Genomic DNA, 25,135 nt, shown 5'->3' with positions numbered 1-25,135 from the left:
CCTGCTCCGACGTCCCCGTGTCATCAGCCGCAGGACAACGAACCGGGCGGAAGGCCCGTGGAGGCTGCCCGGTCAGAGCAGGGCGAACTGGCCGTCCGGGCCCTCCTCCTGGTGGTCCAGGACCGAGGCCGGGCGGCGGGTCCACGGCGGTGGGGGTAGCACCCCGGCCGCCCGGAGGGCCTCGGACGGCAGGGACGGGCCCGGGTCGAAGGCGGCGCGTTCCGGGGCCAGTTCGGCCAGCAGGGCCAGGGTGGTCACCAGGGCGAGCAGTTCCGAGGTCCAGGTCTGCGGCCACGCCGACGGGCCCAGCGCCGCCAGCCCCTCGGCCTCCGGGTCCCGGTGCGCCGTACGGGCGGCGCACCACGCCTCCAGGACCCGCACGCCCTGCACCTCGTACTCCCAGGCCCCGGCAGGCACCGGGGAGACCGTCCCGTCGCCCAGGCCCAGCGTCTCGGTCTCCGGGTCGTACGAGAGCCCGCGCGGCCAGGACCCGACCGCGGAGCGCACGTACGGCCGCCGTCCGCCGGGCAGCCGGGGCGGCTCGCCGCCGCGGGCGCCGCGCAGCTGGACGGTGAGCAGCCGGCGGCCCAGCTCCAGCCCGGCCCGCCAGCGCGCGGGGTCGGCGGTGAGGGGGACCTCGTACCCGCGGGGGCCCGGGCGGCCCGCCGCGAGGATCCAGCACAGGACGTCCTCCGGGGCGACCGGGCCGCCGTGGTGCTCGGCGAGCAGCGCGGGCAGGCCCGGGGCGAGATTGGGCTCGGCGCCGCCGGGCCGCCGGTGGAGGGGGCGGATCCGGCCGAGCCGGCCGGCCGGGAGATGGGCGGTGACCAGCGGTTCCGGTGCCTCGACCAGGTAGAGCTGGTGCGCGTCGCGGACCCGCCAGAGCTCCGGGCGGGCGGTGTCGATCAGCCGCTGGTCGGGCAGCAGCCACTGCTCGTCGAAGGGCTCGCGGAGCACCCGTACGGGCTCGGGGCAGGGGCCCGGAGCCTCGGCGAAGCGGGCCGTGGCCGCCGCGCGCTGTCCGGGCAGGGCCGCGGCCGGGGTGGTGGGCGTACGGCTCCGAGTCGGGCGGAACAGCCGGTCCCGCTCGGCCCCCTCGGAGCCGGCCAGGGCGGCCCAGCGGGTGCGGAGGGCCGCCGGATCGGGTGCGGCCACCCAGTCCCGGCCCAGGCGCAGACCGCCCACGGCCCAGGGCATCAGATCGTCCAGCAGCGGTACGTCGTCGCTCACGCCGCCGATGGTAGCGACGGCATCCGGCGGCCGGGCTGCCCCCGGGCCGAAGAGCTACGCTCCTTGTGTACGCATATGGACGGAAACGGGCGGGAGGGCTCATGAGTCAGTACGACGAATACTCGACTCCGTCGCAGGCCGAGGGCGAACGCCTCGACGAGGACATGGACGAGGCGCAGCGCAGCCAGCGCCACCCCCAGACGGCACGCACCACGCCCTCCCAGGCGGAGGGGGAGCGGACCGCCGAGGACGACGAGAAGTAGCCGGGCGCGGCCCTCGCCGGTGGTCGGCGGTGCCCGGCGGACGCCGACGGACGCCGACGGAGCCGACGGCCGTCCGTCCGTGCGTGCGCGCCGCCCGCCGTCAGTGCGCGTCGACCGTCACCGTGAAGGAGAAACGGTCGCCGCGGTAGCGGATGCGGGCGACGTCCACCACCCGGCCGTCCTCGTCGTACGTCACGCCCGTGTAGTGCAGGATCGGGCTGAGCAGCGGCACCCGCAGCAGCTCCGCCGTCTCCGGGTCGGCCAGCCGCGCCTCCACCGTGTCCGTGATCCGGCTGATCCGCACCCCCACCACGTCCCGCAGCACCTTCGTCATCGGCCAGCGCTCCAGATCGGCCAGGTCCACCGCCTCCGCGAACTCGGGCCGCAGCGCGTTCTCCGCCCAGTTCGTCGGCTCCCCGCTCTCCCGGTCCAGGCGCAGCCTGCGGTACGTCACCACCTCGGCGAGGTCCGGGTAGTGCTGGGCCAGCTCCCCGGCGACCGGGGTCCGCCCGTGGCCGAGAATCGTCGTACGGTCACCCGACTGCTGGGCCACGATCGCGTCGACCGAGCCCAGCAGCCGGACCGGGGTGCTGCGCAGCGCGCCCGGCTCGATGAAGGTGCCGCGCCGCCGGTGGCGGCTGATCAGGCCCTCGCCCTCCAGCTCCTTGAGCGCCTGCCGCATGGTGAGCACGCTCACCCCGTAGTGCTCCGCCAGCTGCTCCTCGGTGGGCAGGCGCAGCGAGGCGTCCGGGGTGCGCCCCAGTATCGAGGCGCGCAGGGACTGCGAGACCTGGTACCAGAGGGGCAGCTTCCGGTTCAGTACCAGCGAGTCGGGGGCGAAGGCGGTCACGGGTGGATCTCCGAACGGCTGGACAGGGCGGGGCGTGCGGCCTACGCAGGGTACGCAGGCGCAGGTCAGGCGCGGAAGTGGCGCCGCAGACCCTGCCACACGTCGTCGTAGCCGCGCTGGAGGTGGTCCGCGCCGGCCGCCTGGGCGGTGGCGGTGATCGGCCAGCGGGTCTCGAACATGAAGGCCAGGCCGTCGTCGATCTTCTGCGGCTTGAGCTCGGCGGCGCTGGCCCTGTCGAAGGTCTCGTGGTCGGGGCCGTGCGCGGACATCATGTTGTGGAGCGAGCCGCCGCCGGGCACGAAGCCCTCCGCCTTGGCGTCGTAGGCACCCTCGATCAGGCCCATGTACTCGCTCATCACGTTGCGGTGGAAGTACGGCGGGCGGAAGGTGTCCTCGCCGACCAGCCAGCGCGGCGCGAAGACCACGAAGTCCACGCCCGCGAGGCCCGGGGTGTCGGAGGGCGAGGTCAGGACGGTGAAGATCGACGGGTCCGGGTGGTCGTAGCTGATCGTGCCCAGGACATTGAAACGGTGCAGGTCGTAGACGTAGGGGACGTGGTTTCCGTACCACGCGACCACGTCGAGCGGGGAGTGGTCGTAGGTGGCCGACCAGAGGTTGCCGCAGAACTTGTTGACCACCTCGACCGGGCGCTCGACGTCCTCGTACGCCGCCACGGGCGCCCGGAAGTCACGCGCGGCGGCGAGGCCGTTGGCGCCGATCGGGCCCAGGTCGGGCAGGACGAAGGGCTGGCCGTAGTTCTCGCAGACGTACCCGCGGGCGTCGGCGTCCAGCAGCTCGACGCGGAAGCGCACGCCGCGCGGGATCAGGGCCACCTCGCCGGGGCGGGCGGAGAGCAGGCCGAACTCGGTGCGCAGGAGCAGGCCGCCGCGCTCGGGGACGATCAGCAGCTCGCCGTCGGAGTCGCTGAACACCCGGTCGGTCATGGAGGCGTTGGCGGAGTAGAGGTGGACGGCCATGCCGGCGCGCTGGGCCGCGTCGCCGTTGCCGCCGAGGGTCCACAGGCCGTCGAGGAAGTCGGTGCCGGGAGCCGGGTCGGGCAGCGGGTTCCAGCGCAGCCGGTTGGGGTCGGCGGGGGCGTCGGTGAAGGGGGCGGTGCGCAGGGCGCCGTTGTCGGTCCGGGTGAACGGCGGGTGGGCGGCCGAGGGGCGGATCCGGTAGAGCCAGGAGCGGCGGTTGTGGCTGCGCGGCTCGGTGAAGGCGCTGCCGCTCAGCTGCTCCGCGTAGAGGCCGAGGGGGGCGCGCTGGGGCGAGTTCCGGCCGAGCGGCAGTGCGCCGGGGACGGCCTCCGAGCTGTGTTCGTTGCCGAAGCCGGTGAGGTACTCCAGTGCCTCGGCCGTCTTCCTGGCCTGCTCGCTGCCGGCCTGCTCGCTCATGTGCTGCTCCCGCTCCGTCGAAGGAATCCTATGGCTGACAGTAGGATTCGGCGGCTTCCGCGTCAACGGTGGATCGGGGCGAGGGCCGGCCTTGGGGCGGGGGTCGTCCTCAGGGCGGGGGCCGACGGGCTCGGGGTCCGTGTGCTCGGGGGGCCGGCGGATTGCTGCGCGGGGGGATCCGAAAAGATGAACATTGCTCTACTCTCACGCGCATGTCGTGGACCCGCAGGTTCCCTGCCGTGCCGGCGGCGCTCCTCGCCGCCCTCCTCGCGCTCCTGTCCCTCTTCGCCGCCGCGCCCGCCGCCGTCGCGCACGAAGAGCGCCCGGTCACCTTCCCGGACGGCTCCGGCTCCGTACCGGAGTACCGCAAGGCCGAACCGGACCTGATCGTCTGCAAAACCGACCGGCCCGCGTTCGAGCGCCGGATATCCGCCTTCCCCGAGGAGCTGCGGGCCCGCAACCTCGCCCTGTACGAGCGCTGCGAGCGCACCGGATACCGGCACCTCCAGGAGGCCGTCGACGCCGTCGACCGGCCCGGCATGAACATCGCGATCCTCCCCGGCCTCTACGAGGAGGAGCCTTCGCTGCCGAAACCGGTGGGGGAGTGCGCCGCGCTCAAGGCCCCCGACTCCGCGCTCGGCTACCAGATCCTGTCCTACGAGCAGCAGGAGCGGTGCCGCCATAACCAGAACCTCGTCGCGATCCTCGGCAAGAAGGACCTGCAGATCGAGGGCACGGGCGCCTCACGGCTCGACGTGGTGATCGACGCCAAGTACCAGAAGCTCAACGCCCTGCGCGCCGACAAGTCCGACGGGATCTACTTCCGCAACTTCACCGCCCAGCGCACCACCTTCAACTCGCTGTACGTCCTCGCCGCCGACGGCTTCGTCATCGACGACGTCCTCACCCGCTGGAACGACGAGTACGGCTTCCTCACCTTCGCCAGCGACCACGGCCTGTACAAGAACTGCGAGTCCTACGGCAACGGCGACTCCGGCATCTACCCCGGCAGCGCCTCGGACATCAACGACGGCCGCGGCTACGACGTCCCCCGCTACTCCATCGAGATCACCGGCTGCCGCAGCCACCACAACATGGTCGGCTACTCGGGGACGGCCGGAGACTCGGTCTGGGTCCACGACAACGAGTTCGACCACAACATGGGCGGCGCCTCCATGGACAGCGCCTTCCCCGGCCACCCCGGACTCCCGCAGAACCACGCCAGGTTCGAGCGGAACCTGATCCACGACAACAACCAGGACTACTACCGCCACGTCGCCGACGGCACCTGCGCCAAGCCGCCGGTCGAGCGCGGCTACGAGCGCGGGGTGGTCTGCCCCCAGATCTCCATGCCGCCGGGCACCGGCATCATCACCGCGGGCGGCAACTGGAACCTGTACGAGAACAACTGGGTGTACGGGCACGAACGCGCGGGCTTCTTCCTGAGCGCGGTCCCGGCCTTCATCCGGGGCGAGGAGGCGTGGTCGAAGCAGACCGACACCTCGCACCACAACCGGTACGCCGGGAACACCCTCGGCAAGGACCCCTCCGGGGCCTCCCGCCCCAACGGCATGGACGTCTGGTGGGACGGCCAGGGCCGGGGCAACTGCTGGCAGGACGGCCCCGACGGCTCCACCCCGGGCACGCTCCCGCAGTGCGGGGAACGGCGCGGCGCCGTCTCGGGGGCGTCGGCCCGGCTGGTGGGCGAGCCGGTCAAACTGGTCCAGCTCCTCGTCTGCGCCGACTACAACGTCCAGGCCCGCAAGCTCCCGGCCGGCTGCGACTGGTACGGCGCGCGCGGCCTGGAACGCGTCGAGACCCAGCTCGCCCTGGCCGTCGCCGGGGTCCTGCTGCTGGTCGGCGGGGTGCTGTGGTGGCGCCGCCTGCGCAACTCCCGCCTGGGCACGGCCGCCGCCCTGCTGGGCCTGGCCGGCCTGGCCCTGGACGTGGCCGGCTCCACCCTCCCCCTCACCCCCACGGCGGCCCCCGCCCTGGCCCTGCTCCTCCTCACCCTCTGGCTGACGGGCACGGCCCTGGCCCTCCGCCCCACCCACCCCTGGCTCTCCCGCCTCACCCTCCTCCTGGCCCTCCTCACCTTCCTGGACGCCATGGACAAATCCCTCCTCCTGATCCCCTGGACCCCCATAAGCCCAGCCTGGCTCCGCACCCTCCTCACCATCCCGTGGCTCCTCTGGGCCGCCATAGCCTCCTCCCGCCCCACCCCGACACCGGTGGCCGATGCGCCGGAGCACCCGACACCCCCGGCGGGCGGAACCCCGCACCCGGCAGACGCTGCCCCGGCCACGGGCGGCGACAACCCGGCCTCTACGGGCGCCGGCCCGTACCCGACGGGTGGCAACCCAACCCCGGCGGCCACTACGCCCTCGGCAGCCACTGCCCAGGCGGGCGCCAGCCCGGCCGCCCCGCCCCCGGCAGGCGGGACCACCGCGCGGCCAACGCTCCCGAAGCACCCGGCAGGCGGGCCCACGGAGGCGCCCGAGCACCCGGAGCCTCCGGCAGGCGGGCCCACCGGGCAGCCCACGCAGCCGGAACCTCCGGCGGGCCCGGCCACGGGAGGCCGGTCGTGACGAGCCAGCCCGACACCCAGCCCCCGTCCGCCGCCCCCGGCACCCCCAACCCGAGCCACCGGACCCGCACGGCCGACACGGCCGACGCAGTCGCCAAGGCCAGCGGGCCCCCGGCGCCGCGTGCAGGCGGCGTAGCCCAGCGCACCCCCGTGGGCAGCAGGCGAGGGCGGGCCGTCCGGGGCATTGCCGTGCTCGTCGTGACCGCGGTGGCGCTGCTCGGTTGTGGGGGGCGGGCCACCACCCATCACAAGCCGGGGACCAGTCATGAGCAGGCGTCCGGTGAGGTCGGCACGCTGCTGGCCGGCACCGACGCCGCCGGGCACAAGCTCCGTGAGGTTCCGGCTGCGGGCGCGCCGGAGGTTCGGTTGGCCGTTCGGCCGGATTCCGAGGACGGGTGGAATCTGCAACTGGCCACCAAGAACTTCCGCTTCACCCCCGACAGCACCGGCGGCGCCGCCCTCACCGGCGCCGGCCACGCCCACCTGGAGCTCGACGGCCGCAAGATCGCCCGTCTCTACGGCCCCTGGTTCCACCTCCCTTCCGCACAGGTCCCCGAGGGCGAGCACACCCTCACCGTCCGCCTCTACGCGGACGACCACACCGCCTGGGCCGTCTCCGGCAAGCCCGTCGAAGGCACGGCCCAGCTGACCGCCGCCGCCCCCGGCGCGGCAGGCGGCGGCCACAGCCACGACGGCCAGCAGCCCCAGCCCGACCCGCCGGGCCAGGAGCAGGCCGACCGCACCGTCACCATCAGCGTCCGGGACGGCAAGGTCACCCCGGCCCCCGCCCGCACCGAGCTGCGGCGCGGGGAGCGGGTCGCGCTGCGCGTCACCAGCGACCGGGCGGACACCCTGCACGTCCACGGCTACGACAAGGAACTCGCCCTCCCCGCGGGCCAGGAGGCCACCCTGACCCTCACGGCCGACCGCACGGGCCTCTTCGAGGTCGAGACCCACGAGTCCCGCCTCGTCCTGACCCAGCTTCTCGTCCGATGATCCGTACCCCCACCCACAGCGGCGGCGGCTTTGGCGGCGGCGCCTACGGCCAGGGCGTGGTCCTTCACCCGGCCGAGCCCCACCCCGTCACCGCGCTCGCGCACGGCATCGGCTCGCAGCACGATCTGCCGATCTCCCCCTTCTATGCCTTCGCAGGCGCCTTCGCCGCCCTCTTCGTCTCCTTTCTCGCACTCGGCCTGCTCTGGTCCACCTCCCGCTTCCGCGGAGCGCGGGCGGGGCTCGCCCTCCCCGCCGCCCTCCAGCGGGTGGCCGACGCGCCGGCCACCCGCACCGCCCTGCGCGGCCTCGGGCTCGCCGCCGCGCTCCTCGTCCTGCTCCACCTCCTCCTCGGTCCCGACGACCCCGCCCGCAACCCCGCTCCCGGCGCCGTCTACGTCCTCTTCTGGGTCGGTCTCGTCCCCGCCTCCCTCCTCCTCGGCCCCGTCTGGCGCCTGCTCAACCCGCTGCGCACCCTGCACCGCCTCACCTTCCGCGCCCTGCGCCGCCGTTCCCCCGATCGCCCCCTTCCCGCCCGGCTGGGACTGTGGCCCGCCGCAGCCGGACTGTTCGCCTTCACCTGGCTCGAACTCGTCTCGCCCGATCCCGCATCCACCACCACCCTCCTGATCGCAGTCCCTACCTACGCCGCCGCCCAACTCCTGCTCGCCGCCCGCTTCGGCGAGCGCTGGTTCGAGGACGGTGACGCCTTCGAGGCGTACTCCACCCTGCTGGCCCGGTTCTCCCCCCTCGGCCGCCGCGCCGACGGCCGCCTCGTGCTCCGCAACCCCTTCCACGGACTCGACGCGACACCCGAGCGGCCCGGACTCGTCGCCACCGTCTGCGTCCTGCTCGGATCCACCGCCTACGACGGCTTCTCCGACAACCCCTCCTGGATCAACGCCCTCCAGACCTCCCCCCTCGGCCGCACCCCCACGGCCACGCTCGGACTGCTCGCTTCCGTCGCCCTCGTCGCCACCCTCTACTGCCTGTGCGCGGCGGCCACCCGCCTCGTCAGCGGCCCGCACCCCGGCCCGCTGACCGCCTTCGCGCACTCACTCGTCCCCATCGCCCTCGGCTATCTCATCGCCCATTACTTCTCCCTCCTGGTAGTCGAAGGACCACGCACAGTAATCATGGCACTCGGCACTGACAACGCCCCCGAACCGGCCCCGCCCCTGGGTCCCGGCGGCCTCGCCGCCCTCCAGGTCATCGCCGTCGTCACCGGCCACGTCCTCGGTGTCGTCGCAGCTCACGACCGGTCCGTGCGCCTCTTCCCGCCCGCGAGGGCCGTTGCCGGACAGCTCCCGCTGCTCGCGCTGATGATCACTTATACGATCGGTGGCCTCGGTCTGCTCCTGAACTGAGGCCGCCTCCGGACCCCGAAGCGAGGAGCGGCATGATGGACCCCGTGCCTCCCGCCCACTCCCTGCGCCGCGAGCCCGTCCAGCAGCGCAGCGCCGACCGGCTCGCCCGGATCCTGGACGCCTGCGCCCAACTCCTGGACGAGACCGGGTACGAGAACCTCAGCACCCGCACCGTCGCCCAGCGCGCCGGAGTGCCCATCGGGTCCGTCTACCGCTTCTTCGGGAACAAGCGGGCCATGGCCGTCGCCCTCGCCCACCGCAATCTCGACCGCTACGTCAACGGCATCGCGGGCCGGCTCGCCGCGCTCCCGGCCGAGGGGCACTGGCGGCCGGTGGTGGACGCGGTGCTCGACGAGTACCTGGCGATGAAGCGCAGCGTGCCCGGTTTCGCGCTGGTGGACTTCGGCGTGCCCGCGCCGCCCGCCGAGGACACCGAGGGCGATCCCAACCGGCAGGTCGCCGCCCGGCTGACCGAACTGCTCTCCACCCACCTCGGCCTGACGCCCGATCCGGCGCTGGAGCGCGCGGTCCTGGTCGCCGTCGAGGCCACGGACGCGCTGATCCAGCTCGCCTTCCGGACCGACCCGGACGGCGATCCCGGGATCGTGGGGGAGACCCGCGCGATGATGCACGCCTATCTGGCCCGCGTACTGGACTGACGCACTCCGCAGCCGCCGCCCGCACCTCTCGTCAACGTGCCTACCGGTCGGTATGCTCGGGGCGCCCGCATGCCCGTGCCGCAGCCTGCCGTCCTGGAGGGCCCATGCCCCGCACCGCCCTGCGCATCTGCCCCCTCTGCGAGGCCACCTGCGGCCTCACCCTCACCATCGAGGGGACGCAGGTCACCGGAGCCCGCGGCGACCGCGACGACGTGTTCAGCCGCGGGTTCATCTGCCCCAAGGGCGCCGCGCTCGGGCAGCTCGACGCCGACCCCGACCGGCTGCGGACCCCCCTCGTCCGCCGCTCCGGCCGACTGCGGGAGGCCACCTGGGAGGAGGCGTACGAGGCCGTCGCCGCGGCCGTCCCCGCGCTGCTGCGGGAGTACGGACCCCAGTCCACCGGCGTCGTCCTCGGCAACCCGAACGTCCACACCATGGCCGGCGCCCTCTACCCGCCGCTGCTGCTCAAGGCCCTCGGCACCCGCAACCTCTTCACCGCCAGCACCCTCGACCAGATGCCCAAGCACGTCTCCAGCGGGCTGCTCTTCGGCGACCCCTTCGCCATTCCGGTCCCCGATCTCGACCGCACCGACTTCCTGCTGCTCCTCGGTGCCAACCCGGTGGAATCCAACGGATCGCTGTGCACCGCGCCCGACTTCCCCGGGCGGCTCAAGGCCCTGCGCGCACGGGGTGGCACCCTCGTGGTCGTCGACCCGCGCCGCACCCGGACGGCCGCCCTGGCGGACCGCCACCTCGCACCGCGCCCCGGCAGTGATGCCCTGCTCCTCGCGGCCCTCGCACACACGCTGCTGAACGAGAAGCTGGCCGCGCCCGGTCCGCTGGAGGAAAGGATCCTGGGACTCGGGGAACTCGCGGACGCGCTTGGTAGTTTCACTCCTGAGGCCGTAGCACCCGCCTGCGACCTCACGGCCGACGAGATCCGCGTCCTCGCCCGCGCACTCGCCGCCGCACCCACTGCCGCCGTCTACGGGCGGATCGGCAGCTGCACCGTCGAACACGGCACACTGGCCAGCTGGCTGGTCGACGTACTGAACATCCTCACCGGCAATCTCGACCGGCCGGGCGGAGCCCTCTTCCCGCTCTCCGCCACCGACCGGGCACCTCGGCCGGCCGGGCCCGGCCGGGGATTCACGGTCGGCCGCTGGCACAGCCGGGTCAGCGGTCACCCCGAGGTCAAGAGCGAACTGCCCACCGCCGCCCTGGCCGAGGAGATCGAGACGCCGGGGGAGGGGCGGATCCGTGCCCTGATCGCCATCGCCGCCAACCCCGTCCTGTCCGCACCCGACGGCGACCGTCTCGACCGGGCGCTGGCCGGCCTCGACTTCATGGTCTCGGTCGACCCGTACCTGAACGAGACCTCCCGGCACGCCCATGTCGTCCTGCCCCCGCCGCCCCCTGCCCAGAGCCCGCACTTCGACTTCGCCTTCAACGGCTTCGCCGTGCACAACCAGGTCCGGTACTCGCCGCCCGCCGTCCCCCTGGAGGACGGGCTCATGGCCGAGTGCGAGATCCACGCGCGCCTCGTCCTCGCCGTGTCCGGGCTGCACGGAGCCCCGCCGGAAGCCGTGGATGAGCGCGTCATCACCGACACCCTCGCCCGGGCCGTCACCGACCCGCACTCGCCGCTGCACGGAGCCGACCCCGCGGCGTACGCGCGCACCCTCGCGGGCCGGGACGGGCCGGAGCGGCGGCTCGACCTGATGCTGCGCCTCGGGCCGTACGGGCTCGGCCTCGACGACCTGCGCCAGGCCCCGCACGGCATCGACCTCGGGCCGCTGCGACCCCGGCTGCCCGAGGTGCTGAGGACGCGCAGCGGCAGGATCGAGCTGCTGCCGGAGCCGATCGCGGCCGAGCTGCCCAGGCTGCGCGCGACGCTCGCCGGACGCCCCGCCGCGCTGGTGCTCGTGGGCCGCCGCCACCTGCGGTCCAACAACAGCTGGTTGCACAACGTCCCGGCCCTCACCGGAGGTTCCAACCGCTGCACCCTCCACGTCCACCCGCAGGACGCGGACCGGCTGGGTCTCACACATGGCGGGCGGGCCAGGATCACGGCCGACGGCGGCAGCGTGGAGGTGCCCGTCGAGGTCACCGACACCGTCCGCACCGGAGTGGTGAGCCTCCCGCACGGCTGGGGGCACAACCGCGCCGGAGCCCGGCTCGCGGTGGCCGGAGCCGCGCCGGGGGCCAACGTCAACCAGCTGCTCGACGGCACCCTGCTCGACCGGCTCTCCGGTACGGCCGTGCTCAACGGCTTCCCCGTCCAGCTCGCACCCCTGCCCTGAGCTGGGGTTTTGCTCGTATTGCTCACGGCCCGACACCTTGTTGGGCCCAGGAGGCGGCACCTACCTTCCCCCCATGCTGACCTTCCTCGGCTTCGCCATGATCGCGACATTCCTCGTCCTGATCATGATGAAGAAAATGTCGCCCATCGCGGCGCTCGTGCTCATTCCCGCACTCTTCTGCGTGTTCGCAGGCAAGGGGGCGCACCTCGGTGACTACGTGATCGACGGGGTCGGGAAGCTCGCACCGACCGCCGCCATGCTGATGTTCGCCATCGTCTACTTCGGCGTGATGATCGACGTCGGCCTCTTCGATCCGATCGTCCGGGGCATCCTGCGCTTCTGCAAGGCCGACCCGATGCGGGTCGTGGTCGGTACGGCCGTCCTCGCCGCGATCGTCTCGCTCGACGGCGACGGCTCGACCACCTTCATGATCACCGTTTCGGCCATGTACCCGCTCTACAAGCGACTCGGGCTGAGCCTGGTGGTGATGACCGGAGTCGCGGCCACCGCCAACGGCGTCATGAACACCCTGCCCTGGGGCGGCCCCACGGCCCGCGCCGCCACCGCCCTCAAGCTGGACGCCGCCGACATCTTCGTCCCGATGATCCCGGCCCTGGCGGCGGGACTGCTCTTCGTGTTCCTGCTGGCGTACGTCCTCGGGCTCAAGGAGCGGCGCCGCGTCGGCGTGCTCGCGCTCCCCGGGCAGGGACACCCCGAGGAGACCGCCGGGAAGGTCCCCGACGAGGTCCCCGAGGGGGACCTGGTTCCGGCCGCCGCCCCGGGTGCCACCGCGACCGCCACCACCGTGTCCACGTCCACCGTCTCGCCGTCCATCACCCCGCCGACCACCGTCTCGCCGCCCACCGCCCCGCCGTCCACCACCGCCCCCACCGGCAGCGGTGCCCCCGCCGACGGTGACACCCCCGCCCAGCCCGAAGACGGCTTCCAGGGGCTCGACCCGAACCGCTCCACCCTCCGCCCGCGCCTGTACTGGTTCAACGCCGGGCTCACCGTCGCCCTGCTCGCCGCGATGATCATGGAGTGGCTGCCGATCCTCGTGCTGTTCCTGCTCGGTGCCGCGCTCGCCCTCACCGTCAACTTCCCGCACATGCCCGACCAGAAGGCCCGGATCGCCGCCCACGCCGACAACGTCCTGAACGTCGCCGGCATGGTCTTCGCCGCCGCCGTCTTCACCGGCGTCCTCACCGGCACGGGCATGGTCAAGCACATGGCCGACTGGCTCGTCGGGGCCATCCCCGAGGGCATGGGCCCGCACATGGCGCTCGTCACCGGGCTGCTCAGCCTGCCGCTCACCTACTTCATGTCGAACGACGGCTTCTACTTCGGCGTCCTCCCCGTCCTGGCCGAGGCCGGCGCCGCCCACGGGGTCTCCTCGCTCGAAATCGCCCGCGCGGCCCTCGTCGGGCAGGCGCTGCACATGTCGAGCCCGCTGGTTCCGGCCGTGTACGTGCTCGTCGGCATGGCCAAAGTGGAGTTCGGCGACCACACCCGGTTCACCGTGAAGTGGGCCGCCCTCACCTCCCTCGTCGTCCTCGCGGCGGGGATGCTTTTCGGCATCATCTGATATCCGGCGCCCGCTGGCCGCAGAAAACTACCGCCGCTAGTTTGTAGGGTGTCGGGAGGTCGGATCCATACGCCCCGCTGCGTACTCGGGAGGAATGCCATGAAGGCCCACGACGGGATGTACATCGACGGCGCGTGGCGGCCCGCCGCCGGAGGCGAGCTGATCGACGTCGTCAACCCGGCCGACGGCCAGGTCATCGCCTCGGTCCCGGCCGGCACCGAGGGGGACGTGGACGCGGCGGTACGGGCGGCCCGCGCGGCCCTGCCCGGCTGGGCGGCCACCCCGCCCGCCGAACGCGCCGCCCTGGTGGGCGCCCTGCGCGACGTACTGGTGGCCCGGCAGGACGAGCTGGCCGACACCATCACCGCCGAGCTGGGCGCACCCCTCGCCTTCGCCAAGGCCGTGCACGTCGGCGGGGCGGCCGCCGTGACCTCATCCTTCGTCGAACTGGCCGCCTCCTACTCCTTCGAGGAGCGCATCGGGAACTCCACCGTGCTCCTGGAGCCGGTGGGTGTGGTCGCGGCCATCACGCCCTGGAACTACCCGCTGTACCAGATCGTTGCCAAGGTGGCGCCCGCTCTCGCCGCCGGCTGCACCCTCGTCCTCAAGCCGGCCGAGGACACCCCGCTGACCGCACAGCTCTTCGCCGAAGCCGTGCACGAGGCGGGTGTCCCGGCCGGGGTCTTCAACCTGGTGACCGGTACCGGTCCGGTCGCCGGGCAGGCCCTCGCCGCGCACGAAGGGGTCGACCTCGTCTCCTTCACCGGCTCCACCGCCGTCGGCCGGAAGATCGGCGCCACCGCCGGCGCCGCCGTCAAGCGGGTCGCGCTGGAGCTGGGCGGCAAATCGGCCAATGTCGTCCTGCCCGGGGCCGACCTGGCCAAGGCGGTCGCGACCGGCGTGGGCCACGTCATGGCCAACACCGGTCAGCGCTGCAACGCGCTCACCCGCATGCTCGTCCACCGCGACCAGTACGAGGAGGCCGTCTCGCTCGCGGCGGCCGCCGTCGAGAAGTACCCGTCGGGCGACCCGCGCGAGGAAGGCACCCGCCTCGGGCCGGTCGTCAACGCCCAGCAGCACGAGCGCGTCCTCGGCTACATCGCCCGCGGTATCGAGGAAGGCGCCCGGCTGGTCGCCGGCGGACCGGAAGCCCCGCACGCGCAGGGCTACTTCGTGGCGCCGACCGTGTTCGCCGACGTCACCCCCGAGATGGCGATCGCCCAGGAGGAGATCTTCGGCCCCGTGCTGTCGATCCTCCCCTACGAGGACGAGGAGGAGGCCCTGCGTATCGCCAACGGCACCGTCTACGGCCTGGGCGGCGCCGTCTGGGCGGCGGACGAGGAGACGGCCGTGGCCTTCGCGCGCCGTATGGTCACCGGCCAGGTGGACATCAACGGCGGCCGCTACAACGTGCTCGCGCCCTTCGGCGGGCACAAGCAGTCGGGCGTTGGCCGCGAGCTGGGCAGCCACGGCCTGGCCGAATACCTCCAGACCAAGTCCCTGCAGTTCTGACCGGAAAGACGAGACGACGCCCATGGTCCGCGCCGCCATCCTGCCCGCCGTCGGAGCCCCGCTGGAGATACGGGACATCGTGCTGCCCGATCCCGGCCCCGGGCAGGTCCGCGTCCGGCTCGCCGCAGCCGGGGTCTGCCACTCCGACCTGTCCCTGAGCAACGGCACCATGCGGGTCCCCGTGCCCGCCGTCCTCGGCCACGAGGGCGCGGGCACGGTCCTCGCCGTCGGGGAGGGCGTCACGCACGTCGCCCCCGGCGACGGCGTGGTGCTCAACTGGGCCCCGTCCTGCGGGCAGTGCCACCACTGCGCGCTCGGCGAGGTGTGGCTCTGCGCGAAGGCCCTGACCGGGGTCGGCGGCATCCACGCCCACGACAGCGAGGGCACCGCCCTGCACCCCGGGCTGAACGTGGCCGCCTTCGCGGAGGAGACCGTCGTCGCGGGCAACTGCGTGCTGCCCGCGCCCGCCGGGATCCCGCTCGCGGAGGCCGCGCTGCTCGGCTGCGCCGTCCTCACCGGCTACGGGGCGGTGCACCACAGCGCCCAGGTCCGCCCGGGGGAGTCGGTCGCCGTCTTCGGTGTCGGCGGGGTGGGCCTCGCCGCGCTCCAGGCCGCGCGGATCGCGCAGGCGGGCCCGGTGATCGCCGTAGACGTGTCCCCGGCCAAGGAGGAGCTGGCGCGCGCGGCCGGAGCCACCGACTTCGTACTCGCCGCCGAGGACACCGCCCGGCAGATCCGCGCGCTCACCGGAGGCCACGGCGCGGACGTCGCCGTCGAGTGCGTCGGCCGGGCCGAGACCATCCGCGGAGCCTGGGAGTCCACCCGGCGCGGCGGCCGCACCACGGTCGTCGGCATCGGCGGCAAGGAGCAGCAGGTCGGTTTCCACGCGCTGGAGATCTTCCACTTCGCCCGCACCCTGACCGGCTGCGTCTACGGCAACAGCGACCCGGCCCGCGACCTCCCGGTGATCGCCGAGCACATCCGCGCGGGCCGCTTCGACCTCGGCGCCCTGGTCACCGACCGGATCACCCTGGACGGCATCCCGGCCGCCTTCGACGCCATGCTCGCGGGCAAGGGCGGCCGCTCCCTGGTCGTCTTCTAGGGACTGATCCGCAGCCCGAAGCCCGAAGCCCGCAGCCCGAAGCCCGAAGCCCGCAGTCGGAAGCCCGAAGCCCGCGCCCCCGGCCCCGCATCCGGGGGCCGGGGCCGGGCGAGCGGGCGCCCTACCCGGAGTCTTCCGCCCCCAGCGCCTCGTACTGCAGCCCCAGCCCGTCCAGCAGCGCCGCCAGGCCCGTTTCGAACGCGCCCTCGTCCACCTCCCGCTGCCGCTCCGCCAGCAGATGCGCCTGCCCCAGGTGCGGGTAGTCCGCCGGGTCGTAGGCCGCGCGGTCGTCGACGAAGCCCCGGGCGAAGGAGCCCACCGCCGAGCCCAGGATGAAGTACCGCATCAGCGCGCCGATCCGCGTCGCCTGCGCGGGCGGCCAGCCCGCCGCCGTCATCGCCCCGAACACCGCGTCCGCCAGCCGCAGCCCCGCCGGGCGGCGGCCCGGCCCGCGCGCCAGGACCGGCACGATGTTCGGATGGTCCGACAGGGCGTCCCGGTACGAGTGCGCCCACGCGTGCAGGGCGCCCCGCCAGTCCTGGCCCCCGTCGAACATCGAGAGGTCGACCCGCGCGCTCACCGCGTCCGCCACCGCGTCCAGGATCTCGTCCTTCGTCCGGAAGTGGTTGTAGAGCGAGGGCCCGCTCACCCCGAGCGCGGCCGCCAGCCGCCGCGTCGACACCGCCTCCAGCCCCTCGGCGTCGACCAGCGCCCCGGCCGCCTCGACGATGCGGTCCCGGCTGAGCAGGGGCTTGCGCGGTCTGGCCATGCGCCACATAGTAGGCCCTGCCCGCCATAAACTACCGGTGCTAGTTAAAGCCCCGGCCGCACACCGCCCGGAGGGGGTCCCGGTGAACCTGGAGCTGAGCGAGGAGCAGGACGCCGTACGCAGGCTCGCCCGCGAGTTCGCCGAGCGCGAGGTGGTCCCGTACGCCGCCGCGTGGGACCGCGCCGAGAGCGTCGACCGGGGGATCGTGAAGAAGCTGGGCGCGCTCGGCTTCCTCGGGCTGACCGTGCCCGAGGAGTACGGCGGCTCCGGCGGCGACCACCTCGCCTACGTCCTCGTCACCGAGGAGCTGGGGCGCGGCGACTCCGCCGTGCGCGGGATCGTCTCCGTCTCCCTCGGACTCGTCGCCAAGACGATCGCCGCCTGGGGCACCGAGGAACAGAAGCGGGACTGGCTGCCCCGGCTCTGCTCCGGCGACGCGCTCGGCTGCTTCGGCCTGACCGAGCCCGGCACCGGCTCCGACGCCGCGAGCCTCACCACCCGCGCCGTGCGCGACGGGCAGGACTACGTCCTCGACGGCGCCAAGATGTTCATCACGAACGGCACCTGGGCCGATGTGATGCTCCTCTTCGCCCGTACCGGTGAGGAGCCCGGCCACCGCGGGGTCTCCGCCTTCCTCGTCCCCACCGACACCCCCGGCCTCACCCGCCGCGAGATCCACGGCAAGCTCGGCCTGCGCGGCCAGGCCACCGCCGAGATCGCCCTCGACGGGGTCCGCGTCCCCGCCTCCGCCCTGCTCGGCCCCGCCGGCAAGGGCTTCTCGGTGGCCATGTCCGCCCTGGCCAAGGGCCGGATGTCGGTCGCCGCGGGCTGCGTCGGCATCACCCAGGCGGCGCTGGAGGCGGCCGTCTCGTACGCCGGCCAGCGCGAGCAGTTCGGCCGGCCGATCGCCCACCACCAGCTGGTCCAGGAGCTCATCGCGGACATCTCCGTGGACGTGGACGCGGCCCGGCTGCTCACCTGGCGGGTGGCGGACCTCGTCGACCGCGGGCTGCCCTTCGCCACCGAGTCCTCCACCGCCAAGCTCTTCGCCTCCGAGGCGGCCGTGCGCGCCGCGAGCAACGCCCTCCAGGTGCACGGCGGTTACGGCTACATCGACGAGTACCCGGCCGGGAAGCTGCTGCGCGACGCCCGCGTGATGACCCTCTACGAGGGCACCAGCCAGATCCAGAAACTGCTCATCGGCCGGGCCCGCACGGGGGTCTCCGCCTTCTGAACCGCGGCCCCGTGCGGGCCACATGAGTACCCGACCTGAGTACCCGCGCGGATGTGCCGCCCCCGCGCCCGCCCGATGCTCGACCCATGAACGAGACACCGGTCAAGCAGCAGAACACGGGGGCGTACTACGGCCAGGCCGTCGCCTCCTTCGGTATCGCCCTCGCGGCCGTCGCCGTCGGGATCTACCAGCTGGACACGGACGGCTGGGTCCGCGCCTTCCTCGGGATCGCGGTCCTCTACCTCACCACCTCCGCCTTCACCCTCGCCAAGGTGGTCCGCGACCGCCAGGAGGTCGGCCAGATCGTGAACCGGGTGGACCAGGCCCGGATGGAGAAGATCCTGGCCGAGTACGACCCCTTCTCGCCCAAGTAGCCGGGGCGTCCGCCCAAGAGCGCTAAGCGCTTGCTCACCCTCCGGTAAGGTGTTCACTCCCACACGGCGAAGAGGTGAGTGAGCGATGGACAGCGCGGAGGACACGGTCGACGGCTACCGGCCGTGGTCCGAGGTCACCCCCGACGCCGCACGGCGGCTGCTCGTCGCCGCCGTCGACGCCTTCGCCGAACGCGGGTACCACGCCACCACCACCCGCGACATCGCGGGCCGGGCCGGGATGAGCCCGGCCGCGCTCTACATCCACTACAAGACCAAGGAAGAGCTGCTCCACCGCATCAGCCGGATCGGCCACGACAAGGCGCTGGAGATCCTGACCACCGCCGCCGAGGGCCCCGGCTGCGCCGCCGAGCGGCTCGACGCGGCCGTGCGGTCCTTCGTACGGTGGCACGCGGCGCACCACACCACCGCGCGCGTGGTCCAGTACGAGCTCGACGCGCTCGCCCCCGAGCACCGCGCCGAGATCGTGGCGCTGCGCCGCCGCAGCGATGCCGCCGTGCGCCGGATCCTGGCCGACGGGGTCGCGGCGGGGGAGTTCGACGTCCCGGACGTGGCGGGCACCACCCTCGCCGTGCTGTCGCTGTGCATCGACGTGGCGCGCTGGTTCAGCGTGTCCGGGCAGCGGGATCCGGACGAGGTCGGCGCGCTCTACTCCGACCTCGTCCTGCGCATGGTGGGGGCGCGGCCGCGCCCCGGCGCGTAGCCCGGCAGCGGTCGCGCGCGGCCCAGTAGCCGGAGCGCGGCCCCGTAGACGGCGCGCGGCCCCGCAGCCCGCGCGCGGCTCAGAAGTAGTACCGCGACACCGACTCCGCCACGCACACCGGCTTGTCCCCGCCCTCGCGCTCGACCGTGACGGTGGCCGTGACCTGCACCCCGCCGCCCGCCTCCGTGACCTCCGTGATCGCGGCGGTCGCGCGCAACCGCGAGCCGACCGGCACCGGGGCCGGGAAACGCACCTTGTTCGTGCCGTAGTTGAGGCCCATCCGCATGCCCTCCACCCGCATGATCTGCGGGACCAGGCTGGGCAGCAGCGACAGGGTCAGGTAGCCGTGCGCGATGGTGGAGCCGAAGGGTCCGCCGGCCGCGCGCTCGGGGTCCACGTGGATCCACTGGTGGTCGCCGGTGGCGTCGGCGAAGAGGTCGATCCGCTTCTGGTCCACCTCCAGCCATGCGCTGGGGCCGAGCGGTGCGCCGACCCCGGCGCGCAGCTCCTCGGCGGACGTGAAGACCCTCGGCTCGGCCATGCCCTGTTCCTGTCTCTCGCGGACGGATCACGAACGTCGTGACGGACGAATAAGCGCTTGCTCAGCATGCTGGGGCCCAGGTGCGGATGTCAACGGACCTCCGACTAGGCTCGGCCGAGTGCCGCAGATTCCCGAAAAAGTCCACGAGCTCACCGTCGGCCAGCTGTCCGCCCGCAGCGGCGCGGCCGTCTCGGCGCTCCACTTCTACGAGACCAAGGGCCTGATCAACAGCCGCCGCACGTCCGGCAACCAGCGCCGCTACACCCGTGACGCCCTGCGCCGCGTCGCCTTCGTACGCGCCGCCCAGCGCGTGGGCATCCCGCTGGCCAGCATCCGCGACGCCCTCGCGCAGCTCCCCGAGGAGCGCACCCCCAACCGCGAGGACTGGGCCCGTCTTTCGGAGGCGTGGCGCACCGAGCTCGACGAGCGCATCAGCCGTCTCGCCCGCCTGCGCGACCACCTGACGGACTGCATCGGCTGCGGCTGCCTCTCGATGGAGACCTGCGCCCTCTCCAACCCCGACGACGTCTTCGGCGACCGCTTCACCGGCTCCCGGCTCTAACCCCCGCGCGCTCTCCCGCGCCGCGGCCACGCACTCCGGGCGGGGCGGCCCTACGCTGCCCCGGCCGTCGGGGTGTCCGCCAGGGCCGGTCTGGGGACCACGATGCCGCAGCCCGCGCACACCGGGCCGTCCCAGGAGTGGATGCCCTGCCAGGGGCAGAGCGCCGGGACCTGCGGCCACTGCAGCTCGGTGTCCCCGCAGACCGGGCAGGCCGTGCCCGGCTCCGACTCCAGGGCGTGGATCAGCCGCCGCAGCACCTCCCCGAGGGTCCCCTCGGGCCGGACGCCCGGGTCCGCGCAGCGCACCACCGCGTCCCCGCTGTCGCCCCAGGCCCATTCCGGCCGCCGCAGCCCGTGGTGCTTCTCGCGCCTGCGCCGCTCCGCGAACTGGCGCTCGTACTCCAGCCAGACCCCGCGGGCGTCCTCCAGCTCCTCCAGCGCGGCCACCAGCCGCAGGGGATCAGCACCCCGGTCCTCGGGGGCGATCCCGTGCCGGTCGCACAGATGCCACCATGTCGCCCGGTGCCCGTAGGGCGCGAAACGCTCCAGGCAGCGGCGCAGTGAGTGGCGCCGCAGAGCCCGGTCGTTGCGTGCGTCCCGCACCTGGTAGGCCAGACTCCGGAATCCCGCCATCACACCATCACCTCCGCCGATGTGCCCAACATGCCCGGCCGACCCTGGGCGCATGCGGGGGCGGTCGAGGCGTACGGGTGGCACATGGCCGGATCTCAGCGCCCCATGCGCCCCGCGGCCACCACCAGCCGGGCCAGTTCCTCGTGGCAGATGTCGCTGTGCGCCCCCGAGGGGGCGCCGCCGCGCCGGACCACGGAGCCCGCGTCCACGCTGACGCAACCGGCCGCGGGCACCCCCTCGCGCAGGGCGGCGGCGAGGCCGAGCCGGGGTGCGCCGGGCACCGCCTGGACCCCGTCGTGCCCGATCGCGCCCCACCGCTCGTCGAAACCCAGCAGTCCGGCCGAATCCCCCGCCATCCGGGAGGCCAGCGGGTAGAAGACGCCGAGGGCCGAGTCGTGCGCGGAGTGGCAGGCCAGCACCGGGCCGTCGACCTTGTGCTGGAGGCCGCGCAGGGCTCCGCCGCGGGCCTTGTCGTGGGGGAGCCGGTCGGAGAAGGCGTAGTGCGAGAAGGCCCCCTGGAGCAGGGTCACGGACTTCACGTACCGGCCCCCGTCCGGCACCGCGCGCAGCGCGAAGGACACCACGCGCGCCCCGAAGCTGTGCCCGATCAGGTGGAAGCGGAGGGCGGGACGCACCCCCGCCAGCTGGGCCAGGACCGGTCCGAGCCCGCGCTCGCCGACCACCCCCGCGCGCTTCTTCATACGGTAGTACGCCGCCTGCCGCAGCAGCTCCTTGGCGCCGCCCCACAGGCCCCGCGCCGCGTCGCCGGCCGTGAGGGCGGGCCCCGCGCCGTCCGGGGCGGCCGGGCCGCCGGCCCGCTCCAGGGCGCGGGCGAGGACCCGGCACACCTCCAGCACGTCCTCGGTGAAGATCAGCGGGACCGCCGCGGGCGGCGCCGCGGCGGCGGCCACCGGGTCCCCCGGGGTCACCGCGTCCACCCCCGCCAGCTCCCGTACCAGCGCCCCGAACTCCACGAAGGCGGCGGGCGTGTCCGGCCGCTCCTCCAGCAGCCGCGCCACCCGGTCCAGCTCCGCCTCCCGCCCCGGCCACAGCTCCCCGAGCGCCCGCCGGGTGCGCGGGTCCAGCGCGCGGCCCCAGCCCGGTTCCGCGAGCCCGCCGAGGGCGCCGGGCGGGTCGAAGTCGGGTATCGGCTCGTCGGAGAAGCGCATCGAGGGCCACACCACGCCGACGTAGCCGAGCCGTACGCCCGCCCCCACCAGCGAGGGGAAGGGGGCGAAGAAGCGGTCGTAGAGACGGGTCGCCGCCGAGCGGTCGCTGTTCCAGCCGTGCGCGAAGACGAGCAGGTCCGTGGCCTCCATCCGGGCCACCGCCCCCTGTGTGGCCCGGTCCACGTCCCCCTCGGCGTCGAAGGTCAGCTCCGCGTACGGAGCCACGCCCGGCGCGAGTTCCGGCCCGAGCCCCTGCCCGCCCGCGAGGCCCGCCGCCTGCCCGAGGCCCGCCGTCCGGCCGAGGCCCGCCGTCCGGCCGAGGCCCGCCGTCCGCCCGAGCCCTCCCGTCCGCCCGAGCCCCGCCCGGCCCTCGATGTCCGTCATGACGTCCCCCTTCACACCGCGCCTCCGGTGCCGCCAGCATCCTGCCGACGCCCCCGCCCGGCCAGCCCCCCGACGCGCTCGGCTCACCGGTACAGGAGGTATTCCCCGCGTACGGCCTCGAACCGCGCCAGTCCCGCCGCCCAGTCGCCCGCCACCTCGTCCACCCCGGCCCCCGCGTCCACCAGTTCGCGCACCCGGGCCGAGCCCGTCAGCCGGTCGATCCAGTGGTCCGGCCGCCACGCGAAGCCGCTCCACACCCGGCGCGCCGTCACCAGCAGCCCGATCCCGGCCCGCACCGGGTCGAACAGCTCCCGGTCGTGCACCACCAGCCGGACCCCGCCGCACACCTTCCCCGTGAACTTGGAGAAGGACGGCGTGAAATACGCCTCCCGGAACCACACCCCGGGCAGCCCCAGCCCGTTCGCCGCCTCCGCCCAGCGCCGGTCCAGGCCCTCGGCCCCCACCACCTCGAAGGGCGTGGTCGTCCCGCGCCCCTCCGAGAGGTTGGTCCCCTCGAACAGGCAGGTCCCGGCGTACGCGAGGGCCGTGTCCGGGGTCGGCATGTTCGGGCTCGGCGGCACCCAGGGCAGCCCGGTCTCCCCGAAGAAGGAGCCCCGGTGCCAGCCGGACATCGCCACCGTGGTCAGCCGCACCGGGGCGTCGGCCAGGAACTCGCCGCGGAAGAGCCGCGCCAGCTCCGCCGCCGTCATCCCGTGCGCGAGCGCGATCGGCTCCCGGCCCACGAAGCTCGCGTACGGCCGCTCCAGCACGGGCCCGGCGGCCCGGCGGCCGCCCACCGGGTTCGGCCGGTCCAGCACCACCACCGCCTTGCCGGCGAGGGCGGCCGCGCGCATGCAGTCGTAGAGGGTCCAGACATAGGTGTAGAAGCGCGCCCCGACGTCCTGGATGTCGAAGACGACCGTGTCCACCCCCGCCGCCGTGAACACCTCGGCCAGCCGCTGCCCGCTCCTGCCGTACGTGTCGTACACCGGCAGGCCGGTCGCCGGATCCCTCGCGGCGGCCTCGGAGCCCCCGGCCTGCGCGGTACCGCGGAAGCCGTGCTCGGGGCCGAACACCGCCACCAGGTCCACCCGCTCGTCCGCGTGGAGTACGTCGACCAGGTGCCGGGCGTCGGCGGTGATCCCGGTGGGGTTGGTGACCACCCCGATCCGCTGCCCGGCCAGCGCCCGGTAGCCGTCCGCCGCGAGCCGTTCGAAGCCGGTGCGCACCCGGCCCGGCCGCCCGGCGGCGCTCGCGGCCTCCGCCGCCGAGGCCGGTGCCGCCGCTGCCGAGGCCGGTGCCGCCGCGCCCGGGGTGCCCGCCGCGCCCGCCGTTCCCGCGGCCGCCCCCGCCAGTCCCAGCACCCCGCGTCGTGTCAGCGTCATCCGGTCACGCTAGGGGCCGGGCCCCTTCCGCCCCGACATACCGACCGGTTAGTCTGCCGCTCGTCCGGACCGGCATCCGGCCGCCGGCCCCAGGAGAGGTGGACCCCCGTGAGCGCGTACCAGGACCAGCGAGTCGTCGTCACCGGCGCGGGCGGCGGTATCGGCGCCGCCCTCGCCCACCGCTTCGCGGCCGAGGGCGCCCGGGTCGTCGTCAACGACCTCGACCCCGCGCGGGCCGCCGCCGTCGCCGGGGCGATCGGCTCCCGGGCGGTCGCGGTGCCGGGGGACGCCTCGCGGATCGTGGCCGAGGCCCGCGAAGCGCTCGGCGGGAGCGTGGACGTGTACTGCGCCAACGCCGGGCTGGGCTCGGGCGGCGGCGCCGACGCGGAGGAGGAGGTCTGGGAGGCCGCCTGGGACGTCAACGTCATGGCCCACGTGCGCGCCGCCCGGCTGCTGCTGCCCGACTGGCTGGAGCGGGGGAGCGGCCGGTTCGTCTCCACCGTCTCGGCCGCGGGACTGCTCACCATGATCGGAGCGGCCCCGTACAGTGTCACCAAGCACGGGGCGCTCGCCTTCGCGGAATGGCTCTCGCTGACCTACCGGCACCGCGGTGTCCAGGTCCACGCCATCTGCCCGCAGGGGGTGCGCACCGACATGCTGACCGCCGCGGGCACGGCGGGCGAACTCGTCCTCGCGCCGACCGCGATCGAGCCGGAAGCGGTCGCGGACGCGCTGTTCGACGGCATGGAGAAGGGCCGCTTCTTGATCCTCCCGCACCCCGAGGTCGCCGGGTACTACGCGGTCCGCGCCACCGACCCGGACCGCTGGCTGACCGGCATGAACCACCTCCAGCGGACCTGGGAGACCGGGTGACCCCGGCCGATGAAGGGGCGTACCCGGAGGGGTCGGCGTACGCGGCGCAGCCCTGGCTCGGTCTGCTCGCGCCCGTCCAGCGGGCGCCCGTCGCGCCGCCGCCCACCGTGCTGCACGCCTTCCGGGAGGCGGCCGCCCGCGCCCCCGGGCACACCGCCCTCGCCTACTTCGACGGCCGCATCGGCTACGCCGAGGCCGACGCGCTCTCCGGCTCCCTCGCCGGGTACCTCGCCGCGCGGGGCGTCCGGCGCGGCGACCGGGTCGCAGTGATGCTCCAGAACACCCCGCACTTCGTCCTGGCCGTGCTCGCGGCCTGGAAGGCGGGGGCCGTGGTCGTCCCGCTCAACCCCATGTACCGGGCCGGGGAGGCCGGGCACGTCCTGCGCGACTCCGGGGCCGCCGCGCTGGTCTGCGAGGCCGGCGCCTGGGCGGCGTACCTGCGCGAGGCGGTGCGCGACAGCGCCGTACGGTGCGTGCTCACCGCCTCGGAGCGGGAGTTCCAGACCCGCGACGACCCGCGGGTCTTCCCGGGCGCGGCCCCAGAGGCCCAGGGCCGTGTGGAGGGAGCTGTGCGGCGGGAAGGTCAGCGCCTCATCGCCGCCGTGGGGTGGGCTACCGGACCGGTTCCGTCCCGTGGGGCTGGCAG

23 protein-coding genes are annotated in these 25,135 nt (G+C 74.2%); 15 read left to right on the top strand and 8 right to left on the bottom strand.

Annotated elements, in window-relative coordinates; all coding sequences use genetic code 11:
* Positions 1 to 72: 72 nt before the first annotated feature.
* Positions 73 to 1,197: a type ISP restriction/modification enzyme gene (locus ABZ873_RS21570; RefSeq protein ID WP_360874453.1), complete on the bottom strand. Its 1,125-nt coding sequence runs from the start codon at positions 1,195 to 1,197 to the stop codon at positions 73 to 75.
* A gap of 134 nt (positions 1,198 to 1,331) precedes the next feature.
* On the opposite strand from ABZ873_RS21570, the gene ABZ873_RS21565 reads away from it, so the two are divergent.
* Complete coding sequence (locus ABZ873_RS21565; protein WP_360874388.1) at positions 1,332 to 1,493, top strand: hypothetical protein; 162 nt, start codon at positions 1,332 to 1,334, stop codon at positions 1,491 to 1,493.
* A gap of 100 nt (positions 1,494 to 1,593) precedes the next feature.
* Here the strand turns inward: ABZ873_RS21565 and ABZ873_RS21560 are convergent, their stop codons facing one another.
* Positions 1,594 to 2,343 carry a GntR family transcriptional regulator gene (locus ABZ873_RS21560; protein ID WP_360874385.1) on the bottom strand — a complete coding sequence of 250 codons (750 nt, stop codon included), beginning with the start codon at positions 2,341 to 2,343 and terminating at the stop codon, positions 1,594 to 1,596.
* Positions 2,344 to 2,408: 65 nt separating this feature from the next.
* A complete protein-coding gene (gene hmgA, locus ABZ873_RS21555; protein WP_360874382.1) occupies positions 2,409 to 3,737 on the bottom strand; it encodes a homogentisate 1,2-dioxygenase in 1,329 nt (442 codons plus the stop codon).
* A gap of 212 nt (positions 3,738 to 3,949) precedes the next feature.
* Here hmgA and ABZ873_RS21550 point away from each other — a divergent pair, with 212 nt between their 5' ends.
* The 8 genes from ABZ873_RS21550 (at position 3,950) to ABZ873_RS21515 (ending at position 15,845) form a co-directional block, all read left to right on the top strand.
* On the top strand, positions 3,950 to 6,325 hold the full coding sequence (locus ABZ873_RS21550; protein WP_360874379.1) for a right-handed parallel beta-helix repeat-containing protein: 2,376 nt from the start codon (positions 3,950 to 3,952) through the stop codon (positions 6,323 to 6,325).
* A gap of 182 nt (positions 6,326 to 6,507) precedes the next feature.
* On the top strand, positions 6,508 to 7,320 hold the full coding sequence (locus ABZ873_RS21545) for a hypothetical protein (protein ID WP_360874450.1): 813 nt from the start codon (positions 6,508 to 6,510) through the stop codon (positions 7,318 to 7,320).
* Positions 7,317 to 8,684 carry a hypothetical protein gene (locus ABZ873_RS21540; protein WP_360874376.1) on the top strand — a complete coding sequence of 456 codons (1,368 nt, stop codon included), beginning with the start codon at positions 7,317 to 7,319 and terminating at the stop codon, positions 8,682 to 8,684. The genes ABZ873_RS21545 and ABZ873_RS21540 overlap by 4 nt, the downstream gene beginning before the upstream one ends.
* 35 nt (positions 8,685 to 8,719) lie before the next feature.
* A complete protein-coding gene (locus tag ABZ873_RS21535) occupies positions 8,720 to 9,343 on the top strand; it encodes a TetR/AcrR family transcriptional regulator (protein ID WP_360874447.1) in 624 nt (207 codons plus the stop codon).
* Between the two features lie 104 nt (positions 9,344 to 9,447).
* Entirely contained in the window at positions 9,448 to 11,646 is a 2,199-nt protein-coding gene (locus ABZ873_RS21530) for a molybdopterin-dependent oxidoreductase (RefSeq protein ID WP_360874374.1), read from the top strand.
* 73 nt (positions 11,647 to 11,719) lie between these two features.
* On the top strand, positions 11,720 to 13,231 hold the full coding sequence (locus ABZ873_RS21525) for a citrate:proton symporter (RefSeq protein ID WP_360874371.1): 1,512 nt from the start codon (positions 11,720 to 11,722) through the stop codon (positions 13,229 to 13,231).
* Positions 13,232 to 13,330: 99 nt separating this feature from the next.
* Entirely contained in the window at positions 13,331 to 14,743 is a 1,413-nt protein-coding gene (locus ABZ873_RS21520) for an aldehyde dehydrogenase family protein (RefSeq protein WP_360874368.1), read from the top strand.
* A gap of 22 nt (positions 14,744 to 14,765) precedes the next feature.
* The gene (locus tag ABZ873_RS21515) at positions 14,766 to 15,845 is read left to right on the top strand and encodes a Zn-dependent alcohol dehydrogenase (protein ID WP_360874365.1); all 1,080 of its coding nucleotides are present in this window, start codon (positions 14,766 to 14,768) and stop codon (positions 15,843 to 15,845) included.
* 121 nt (positions 15,846 to 15,966) lie between these two features.
* Here ABZ873_RS21515 and ABZ873_RS21510 read toward each other — a convergent pair whose 3' ends face one another.
* A complete protein-coding gene (locus ABZ873_RS21510) occupies positions 15,967 to 16,614 on the bottom strand; it encodes a TetR/AcrR family transcriptional regulator C-terminal domain-containing protein (RefSeq protein ID WP_360874363.1) in 648 nt (215 codons plus the stop codon).
* 82 nt (positions 16,615 to 16,696) lie between these two features.
* Here ABZ873_RS21510 and ABZ873_RS21505 point away from each other — a divergent pair, with 82 nt between their 5' ends.
* The 3 genes from ABZ873_RS21505 (at position 16,697) to ABZ873_RS21495 (ending at position 18,943) form a co-directional block, all read left to right on the top strand.
* Positions 16,697 to 17,848, top strand: a complete 1,152-nt coding sequence (locus tag ABZ873_RS21505) for an acyl-CoA dehydrogenase family protein (RefSeq protein WP_360874360.1) — start codon at positions 16,697 to 16,699, stop codon at positions 17,846 to 17,848.
* Positions 17,849 to 17,934: 86 nt separating this feature from the next.
* Positions 17,935 to 18,222, top strand: a complete 288-nt coding sequence (locus ABZ873_RS21500; protein ID WP_360874357.1) for a YiaA/YiaB family inner membrane protein — start codon at positions 17,935 to 17,937, stop codon at positions 18,220 to 18,222.
* Between the two features lie 85 nt (positions 18,223 to 18,307).
* Positions 18,308 to 18,943 (top strand): TetR/AcrR family transcriptional regulator, encoded by a 636-nt coding sequence (locus tag ABZ873_RS21495; RefSeq protein ID WP_360874354.1) that lies wholly within the window; start codon positions 18,308 to 18,310, stop codon positions 18,941 to 18,943.
* 79 nt (positions 18,944 to 19,022) lie between these two features.
* Here ABZ873_RS21495 and ABZ873_RS21490 read toward each other — a convergent pair whose 3' ends face one another.
* Positions 19,023 to 19,484: a MaoC family dehydratase gene (locus tag ABZ873_RS21490; protein ID WP_360874351.1), complete on the bottom strand. Its 462-nt coding sequence runs from the start codon at positions 19,482 to 19,484 to the stop codon at positions 19,023 to 19,025.
* Between the two features lie 118 nt (positions 19,485 to 19,602).
* Here ABZ873_RS21490 and soxR point away from each other — a divergent pair, with 118 nt between their 5' ends.
* Complete coding sequence (soxR, locus tag ABZ873_RS21485; protein ID WP_360874348.1) at positions 19,603 to 20,046, top strand: redox-sensitive transcriptional activator SoxR; 444 nt, start codon at positions 19,603 to 19,605, stop codon at positions 20,044 to 20,046.
* Between the two features lie 50 nt (positions 20,047 to 20,096).
* Here soxR and ABZ873_RS21480 read toward each other — a convergent pair whose 3' ends face one another.
* The 3 genes from ABZ873_RS21480 to ABZ873_RS21470 all read right to left on the bottom strand — a co-directional run bounded on the left by ABZ873_RS21480 (position 20,097) and on the right by ABZ873_RS21470 (position 23,616).
* Positions 20,097 to 20,678 carry a hypothetical protein gene (locus ABZ873_RS21480; protein ID WP_360874345.1) on the bottom strand — a complete coding sequence of 194 codons (582 nt, stop codon included), beginning with the start codon at positions 20,676 to 20,678 and terminating at the stop codon, positions 20,097 to 20,099.
* Positions 20,679 to 20,773: 95 nt separating this feature from the next.
* A complete protein-coding gene (locus tag ABZ873_RS21475) occupies positions 20,774 to 22,231 on the bottom strand; it encodes a serine-threonine protein kinase (RefSeq protein WP_360874342.1) in 1,458 nt (485 codons plus the stop codon).
* Between the two features lie 83 nt (positions 22,232 to 22,314).
* Entirely contained in the window at positions 22,315 to 23,616 is a 1,302-nt protein-coding gene (locus ABZ873_RS21470) for a DUF1343 domain-containing protein (RefSeq protein WP_360874339.1), read from the bottom strand.
* A gap of 108 nt (positions 23,617 to 23,724) precedes the next feature.
* Between ABZ873_RS21470 and ABZ873_RS21465 the strand changes: the two genes are divergently transcribed.
* Complete coding sequence (locus ABZ873_RS21465; protein WP_360874336.1) at positions 23,725 to 24,489, top strand: SDR family oxidoreductase; 765 nt, start codon at positions 23,725 to 23,727, stop codon at positions 24,487 to 24,489.
* Positions 24,486 to 25,135 (top strand): AMP-binding protein (locus ABZ873_RS21460; RefSeq protein ID WP_360874333.1); only part of this gene is annotated, 650 nt, incomplete at its 3' end. The genes ABZ873_RS21465 and ABZ873_RS21460, both read left to right, overlap by 4 nt.

This window comes from Streptomyces sp. NPDC047014 (genome assembly GCF_040644195.1).
In the GTDB taxonomy this organism is placed as follows: Bacteria; Actinomycetota; Actinomycetes; order Streptomycetales; family Streptomycetaceae; genus Streptomyces.
This window is presented reverse-complemented; position numbering and strand designations above follow the sequence as displayed.